Genomic DNA, 6,756 nt, shown 5'->3' with positions numbered 1-6,756 from the left:
TGTTGTGTAGCCTTCTTCAACATTGAACCGATATTAACCAGAACGACTTCCATACTCGTGTAGAGTTTTCGCATTTATCGTGAAACGCTTTCGCGTTTTTCAGTACGCCGCTTCACAGAGTACCATTCTTCACTACATTAACAGTAATTTCGATCTGGCCCTTCAATGTGACATCTTTATCGTCGCGGGTAATCTCGCCTTCTGCATAAACCATAATGGTTTCAGTACCAGTCTTATCGGTCTTAACTCTAGCCTTACCATCTTTAACAGAAATCAGGCTATCGCCCTTTGCATGACGGAAAGAAAGATCGTCTTCATCGGTTACTGTAATAGACTCTTCTTTATCCGCAGTCGTCAACTCTACGCCGCCGATAAAATTAATAAGATCAAACTTATAATTGTTTGCGTCATCGGTATCTTTTACCAAAGTGATCTCATCATTATCAGAGTTCACCAGCGACACGCTGCCAGCCTTCTCAGTCTTGGATGCTGCGAAAGCAAAAGTTCCCGAAAAGCTAGACGTAATCAATGCCATTGCGAGCACTGTTGCGAGAGCTTTTCCTGTAATTTTTCTCATCCTTTTTGTCCTCCTTAAAAATCGTGGTTTGCGTATTTGCGCATGCCTTAAGAGAAATGAACATAATGAACGTCACGGACATTAACAGGATTAGCCCTTGACTAAGACGGTATGGGGGAGGCCCCTCCTAGATGGCGCTAGAAAGACAACCCGCATATGCGTCCCTCATATGTTACTTGGATTATAAGATATTTATTTCGCAATGTCAAGTGCGGAAATCACAATATTTTTCGGATTTTTATGCGAAAAAGCCGCATGAATCCTAGGTTTTTGTTGTTTTGGCAGCGTTTGCTCTAAAATATTGGCAGCCTTGGCAGGGTTTTGCCAACGCCGCTTTCTTTGCCTTTTCCCGATTTATAAGCCTGGCTGAACCGGGAGATCATCGCACAGACATGCGCGTTCTCCCCCGTGCGAAACAATATAAATTCCGCACGGCGCGGTACCTTTCCGCTCACGGCATCGTGGACACTTGATGGTCAGTCCTGCGCCCATGGGCAAATCGTAGCAGCAAGCTACCCGATTGCAGGAACAACCGCTGGAGGCATACCAGGAACAGGCCGCACAGTTTGTACAATGTTTCACCGCAGGTAAATCCACATATTCCGATGCAATTTTCCCACCCTTCTGATACTCCCCGTTGCTGATGAGAATATGGGAAGCGGCTATCTCTGAAAGCCAATGGCTCCAATGACTTGCTGTTCCATGATGCGGCGCCTTTACAATATAATAGTCATGATAGAGACGGTCCGCAATGGCGTCAAAACTCTCAGGGGCCGCATCACCCGTCATAAGGATGTCGTCAAGACTGGCTTCACTGGTACGGCGGTTGTGAAAGATGACGCTGGCCGTGTTCAGTTCATCGGAATAAGCGGTGGTGGTGGCCGGGTCTGTCAAAATCTGCACAATGTCCGGGGCGGTTGGCAAAAGCTGCAGTTCCGGAACCAGGAGGTCAACTTGTTCCAAGAGGGCATCCAGCCGTGCGATCTTTTCTGCCTGTAAGGGGACGGATTGACAACATAGATGATAAGCTTTCCCATAACGTGCCTTCAACTCCAAAAAACGCTGGGCTACCTCCGGCAAAAACGGCGAAGCAAGACATACATTCAATTGTTCGACCGCTGATGCGAAGAGGTCAGAAAAAGGATACCCCTCCCGGTCCGGCCAAAGCACATCGTAGGTTACATCATCAAATAAAAAACTGGAGCCGGCTGCAATTGGGTAGATTCGATCCGCTCCCGCGCTCTTCGCAACCCGGCTAAAAATGCGGAGCGCACTCAAATTGACTTGCGCATAATCGCTTTGCCGTGGCAAAAACGCATAGACAAACAACGCAAAATCCAGCAGCAAATGCCTCCCATGTGTATCTGCCGGGGAAACCGGCAACAGAATGCGGTCGAAATAGCCGCCGCGTTTCGCTAACATCTGATAGAGCCCACAGAGATGGTCCCGATGATAGTGAGTACAGCAAAAACACACGCCCTGAGCAAGCAGAATAACGTTCCATTAAAGTTGGGTCTACATAATCGCTGAAATCCAAATTCCCCTCGCGTATCTTCTGATTGATGCTGCCGCAATCCACCATAAGAATGTCGTGGTGGGCTCCCCCGAGGACAATACACTCCCCGTATTCTACATTATGTAGTTCGAGCCACTGCATAACGGCTCACCCCCATGTTCCATCATATATCATCCAAGCCCTGGACCTTCCCATTCTCAAAAATACCGGTAATCACCGTCCCATTTTCCAAAGTCAATGTCCCCCGGCCATGGCGGAGATCCTCTTTCCATTCTCCTGTATAGAGGACGGCTCCATTTCGATATTCTGTTCCATGTCCATCGCGCTTGCCATCCTTCCAGCCGCCCGTGTACAACAGATTTCCTTCTGCATCAAACGCCGTTCCACTGCCGGTCGGAACATTGTCACGCCATTTTCCAACAAAAATAGAACCATCCCGGGAATTGAACGAGATTCCCGATCCATGGCGCAGGTTGTCCTTCCAATGCCCCACATAACAAAGCTTCCCAGACTTATAATAATAGGTTCCAAATCCGTCGCGTTTGTCCTCGTGGTAACCTCCTTCATATGCCGTATGCCCGTTCGACATTTCCGTACGTCCGTCTCCTTCGCGCATACCGTTTAGCAATTCGCCAAAATAAGCATAACTTTCTTCTGCGCTAATGATGATTCGTTTGACCGGTATTGCAGCGGGCTTCTTCTCCCCGCTGGATGTATTCTCCATTCCTTTTAAAGATTTTGGCTTTAGCTCCGGTGCATGAACCACGATTCCGTGCCGGTTTTTTGCTGCCACCGCATATCGTTCCGCGTGTGGAGGGCGCATCACCTCTTCAAAAGCATCCTCTGCGGAGGTCTGATCCGGTATAGGCGCCTCTTGCTCCTTTTGCTCTTGCGCTTTCAGTTCCGCCTGCACCAGCTTTAAGAGCTGGGAAAGTCCTGAATTCAATACAGGGAGAGGAAACGTCTCGTCTTGGGCATCGTGCTCCCCATGTGTTCCAAAAGCAGAGGGACAAGCAGTTCCCCATCGTTTTGGATGTGTGGCATCCTGCCCAGCGCAAAATAGCTCATGATCCGCAGCATAATCGTCCTGTAATGCCGCAGATGGAGTCTCCACCATCGATGCCTCCACTTGTTGTTCCTCCGCAGGACTTTCCCCGGAGAAATCCTGCAAGCCCTCCATCTCCTCCGGCTCGGAGTCGTTGGCAATATAGGAAAAACCCGCAAAGAACGGCTCCTCCTCCTCAATAGACTCGGAGGTTTCCGGACGAAAACAAGATCCTCTGGGACCACCCCGGCCGGGCCTTCCATCAATGAAGTACGTAGAGCCGCCTCTTCCTCCGTACAATAACAAAAGTCCCCTTGAGAGGTTTCCGCCCATATACGCGGTTCCCCTAACCGAGTATTCGCCAAACTTTGTTCTGCACTCCCCCGTCGCAAAAGACAGGGAACCAGCAGAACCCGGTTGTATTTGCCGCTGTCCGGATTCCACTCCGTCAGAAGTATCCCCCCACTGACCGGCGACAAAATAGCAACTGGAAGTTGGTCTCTGCGGCCATTCATATAATAGGCCGTCCCTTGCCAGCACAAGTCCAACGAAAACCGTGCCTTGCTGGTAGGTTCTCCGCGCTCATCAAAATGGACCAGCTCATATCCACGCTCACCTCGGAAGGCCTGCTGAATAAGCTTCCCATCGCACTTGACAGTCCACGTAAAATGATGCCTGCTCAATTTACCCCGATATACTGCTTTCCTACCGGAATCCAAATGTTCTTCCCGTACAGATACGGCCTTGCCCTGCGTAAAATATTCCTGTCGTGCCAAACTCAGCAGAGACGGCTTGGCAGATGGTCCATCGTAGTCTCTGTGGTAAACGGCATAATAAAGGATGTCTGTTTCGCTTTGCATAGTTTGTCCTTCCTTGACGGGAAAGTGTGTACTTTCCATTTATATAAAGGTGAAGTTAAGGTTATTATACAGGTTTCGCAGCGGTTCCGCAAGGCGTTCTGCGGGATCATGGAAGGCGTCTTTTTTCTCCCATAAAAGCGGATCTGACGATTACAATGGTATTCCTTTTGTTTTCTTGGTCCCGGAGTATCTCACGATCTTTTTCTTTCTGATGTTTTTTTGGGCGTTCCAAACAGCGGCGTTTTACATATTCTGTTAAAGAATTCTATTTGATTGGGAGGTTTATGATGATTCAAGTTCCCAAAGATAAAATGCACTGTATTGCCCCGCTGTTCTCCGCCTCGGATCATACGCTGATTCGTTCCTGTTTGGAAGGATGTATGGGAGATGCCTGGGCAGACCGCCTGGAAGCACCAACCGCAGCCAAAATTTGTACCACCGACTTTTGTTTTCTGTCCGGAAACCCTGATTCACCCGTAGCAGAAGAATTAGCCGCTGTTCTACCCGACGGTTATTCTCACCCATGGTGCTACATCATTCCTCTTCAAACAATTTGGGAGCCCGTAATAGAACATGTACATACTGGAAAACAATTCCCCGTGCAAAGATATTCCCTTTGCAAAGAAGCCACGGCCTTTCATCTGGATACTTTGCAACGCCAAGCTGTGCCGCCTCAGGGAAACTATCGAATCTCCCCCTTTGATCTCTCCACCTATTTAACGAGCCAAAAGGAGGAGTGGTCCTCCCATCTTTGCGCCTGGTTTCCCACGTATTCCGCTTTCCAGGAACACGGAATAGGAATCGCCGCCTACGATGGAAACCAACTTGTGTGTGGCGCTACTTCCCATTCCTATTATAAAGGTGGAATTGAGGTAGAGATTGATACAAAACCGTCATACCGGCGCAAAGGATTGGCAACTGCATGTGCTGCTACATTGATTTTAGAGTGCATACGGCGAGGGCTCTATCCCAGCTGGGATGCGGCCAATCGGGAATCCCTCTCCCTGGCTCAAAAGTTGGGCTACCATTTTCATCGGGAGTACAAAGCCTATCGGGTATCCACTTCTGTTTAAAAGCAGTCCCAACAATCTAAACAAGGAAGAAGAGGGTTCTCAAAAGTCACAAAATGACTTGAGGATACCCTCTTCTTTTAGAAATTCAAACATTTTTAAATAGAAAGAGGATGTCCCCTTCCTTTGAATCGAACCATTCTCAGTTTGGGGACACCCTCTTTCCACTTTGTGTTCATGCGCTGTAAGAAATTCCATTCCAAACTTTACAAAGTAAATCAAAGGTGCTTTTATGCATGGAATACCATTCTTACGCCTTGAACATGTGTTCTACATTTTGCATCGCATTGCCGACTGCGTGCATAGCGCGGTGTGCGTCCCGGCGCAGGTGGCGGTTGTTCTTCATCATCTGGCTACCTACCGCTGCTACGGCAACACTGGCCACAATGCCTGCGCCGATTCCTTTGACAAAGCCCATCGTTTCCTTATACATCATATACGACCTCCAAATTGCATTCCATTTTTCCAATAATTCGATCAGGGAGTTTCCCCGCATTATTTTCCCCTCCTTGCGGTTGAATATCGGTTCCGTTTGCTTCCGGATTTTCTACATAATTTTGAGATTTTCGGCGATTGATGGTATAATGGCCATGCATAAAAACAAAACTGAAATCGGGCATATCCCGGGGGAGAATCACACATGGCAACACTGAACATTGTACTGGTCGAACCAGAAATACCGCAGAATACCGGCAACATTGCACGCACTTGTGCTGCAACCGGCGCTCGGCTGCACCTGGTCGGGCCCATGGGGTTCAAAATTGACGACCGAAAGCTCAAGCGTGCGGGTCTGGACTACTGGCATCTTTTGGACATCACCTATTACGATAGTCTTTCCGATTTTTTCAGCCAAAACAGCGGCAATTTCTTCTATTTTTCCACAAAGGCACAGCACATCCATTCCAATATTTCATACCCAGACGGCTGTTATCTGGTCTTTGGCAAGGAAACCGCCGGTCTGCCGGAAGAGCTTCTTTTGCAGCACCCGGAATCCTGCGTACGTATCCCTATGCTGAACAACCCGGACGCGCGCAGTCTAAACCTTTCGAATTCTGTAGCGATAGGCGTCTATGAAGTATTGCGGCAGTGGAATTATCCAAATCTCCTGTGCGCGGGGCAGCTGCACCGCCTCTCGTGGGATTGACAAAAGGCGCCGGAAAACGGCTGTACACCCCGCAAAAATCAGGCCTTCTCTCTTGAAAATAATTCCCATTTATTGTATACTGAAAAACAAGCGTAGGAGACTCTGAAAATTCAAATAAAGGAGCGCAAACGTTATGAATTACCTCAATAAAAAAACTGTCGAAGACATCGACGTAGCGGGCAAGAGAGTCCTCGTCCGCTGCGACTTTAACGTCCCCTTTGATGCAGAGGGCAATATCACCGATCCCAAGCGCATCAACGAGGCTATGAAGACCATCAAATATCTGGTTGACCATAAGGCAAAGGTGATCCTCTGCTCCCATCTGGGCCGCCCGAAGGGTGAGTTCAACATGAAGTATTCCTGGCCCCGGTTGCGGAATATCTTTCCAAGGCACTCGGCCAGGAAGTCAAAATGGCAAAGGATGTTGTTGGCGAGAGCGCAAAGAGCATCGCTGCTACCCTGAAGGACGGCGAAGTCGAGATGATCGAAAACGTCCGCTTCCACAAAGAAGAAGAAAAGAACGATTCCGGCTTTTGCAAAGGAT

General features: G+C 48.6%; 6 protein-coding genes and 1 pseudogene. 3 read left to right on the top strand and 4 right to left on the bottom strand.

The genetic code is table 11. From position 1 onward, the window contains the following. Nucleotides 1–112: 112 nt before the first annotated feature. The 3 genes from ACGCCZ_RS05875 to ACGCCZ_RS05865 all read right to left on the bottom strand — a co-directional run bounded on the left by ACGCCZ_RS05875 (nt 113) and on the right by ACGCCZ_RS05865 (nt 3,678). Nucleotides 113–454 carry a hypothetical protein gene (locus ACGCCZ_RS05875; protein WP_411655549.1) on the bottom strand — a complete coding sequence of 114 codons (342 nt, stop codon included), beginning with the start codon at nt 452–454 and terminating at the stop codon, nt 113–115. A 477-nt stretch (nt 455–931) separates the two neighbouring features. Beyond that, nucleotides 932–1,999, bottom strand: coding sequence for a hypothetical protein (locus tag ACGCCZ_RS05870; RefSeq protein ID WP_411655548.1), 1,068 nt, complete (start codon nt 1,997–1,999; stop codon nt 932–934). 257 nt (nt 2,000–2,256) lie between these two features. Then, nucleotides 2,257–3,678, bottom strand: a complete 1,422-nt coding sequence (locus ACGCCZ_RS05865; RefSeq protein WP_411655547.1) for an MORN repeat-containing protein — start codon at nt 3,676–3,678, stop codon at nt 2,257–2,259. A gap of 607 nt (nt 3,679–4,285) precedes the next feature. Between ACGCCZ_RS05865 and ACGCCZ_RS05860 the strand changes: the two genes are divergently transcribed. Further along, the gene (locus ACGCCZ_RS05860) at nt 4,286–5,071 is read left to right on the top strand and encodes a GNAT family N-acetyltransferase (RefSeq protein WP_411655546.1); all 786 of its coding nucleotides are present in this window, start codon (nt 4,286–4,288) and stop codon (nt 5,069–5,071) included. Nucleotides 5,072–5,318: 247 nt separating this feature from the next. Here the strand turns inward: ACGCCZ_RS05860 and ACGCCZ_RS05855 are convergent, their stop codons facing one another. Beyond that, nucleotides 5,319–5,564 carry a hypothetical protein gene (locus ACGCCZ_RS05855; protein ID WP_411655545.1) on the bottom strand — a complete coding sequence of 82 codons (246 nt, stop codon included), beginning with the start codon at nt 5,562–5,564 and terminating at the stop codon, nt 5,319–5,321. A 144-nt stretch (nt 5,565–5,708) separates the two neighbouring features. On the opposite strand from ACGCCZ_RS05855, the gene ACGCCZ_RS05850 reads away from it, so the two are divergent. Further along, on the top strand, nt 5,709–6,212 hold the full coding sequence (locus ACGCCZ_RS05850; protein WP_054323525.1) for a tRNA (cytidine(34)-2'-O)-methyltransferase: 504 nt from the start codon (nt 5,709–5,711) through the stop codon (nt 6,210–6,212). A gap of 133 nt (nt 6,213–6,345) precedes the next feature. Continuing rightward, nucleotides 6,346–6,756: pseudogene (pgk, locus tag ACGCCZ_RS05845) on the top strand (phosphoglycerate kinase); the annotation flags it as partial.

Source organism: Anaeromassilibacillus sp. SJQ-1 (genome assembly GCF_046693725.1).
Classification (GTDB): domain Bacteria; phylum Bacillota; class Clostridia; order Oscillospirales; family Acutalibacteraceae; genus Anaeromassilibacillus.
Note: the sequence above shows the minus strand (reverse complement) of the source record. Positions and strands in the feature narration are given on the sequence as shown.

Coding starts and splice junctions, on each gene's coding strand:
- ACGCCZ_RS05870 (WP_411655548.1), bottom strand. CDS start 1,999: ATGTTAGCGAAACGCGGCGGCTATTTCGACCGCATTCTGTTGCCGGTT.
- ACGCCZ_RS05860 (WP_411655546.1), top strand. CDS start 4,286: ATGATTCAAGTTCCCAAAGATAAAATGCACTGTATTGCCCCGCTGTTC.
- ACGCCZ_RS05855 (WP_411655545.1), bottom strand. CDS start 5,564: ATGCGGGGAAACTCCCTGATCGAATTATTGGAAAAATGGAATGCAATT.
- ACGCCZ_RS05850 (WP_054323525.1), top strand. CDS start 5,709: ATGGCAACACTGAACATTGTACTGGTCGAACCAGAAATACCGCAGAAT.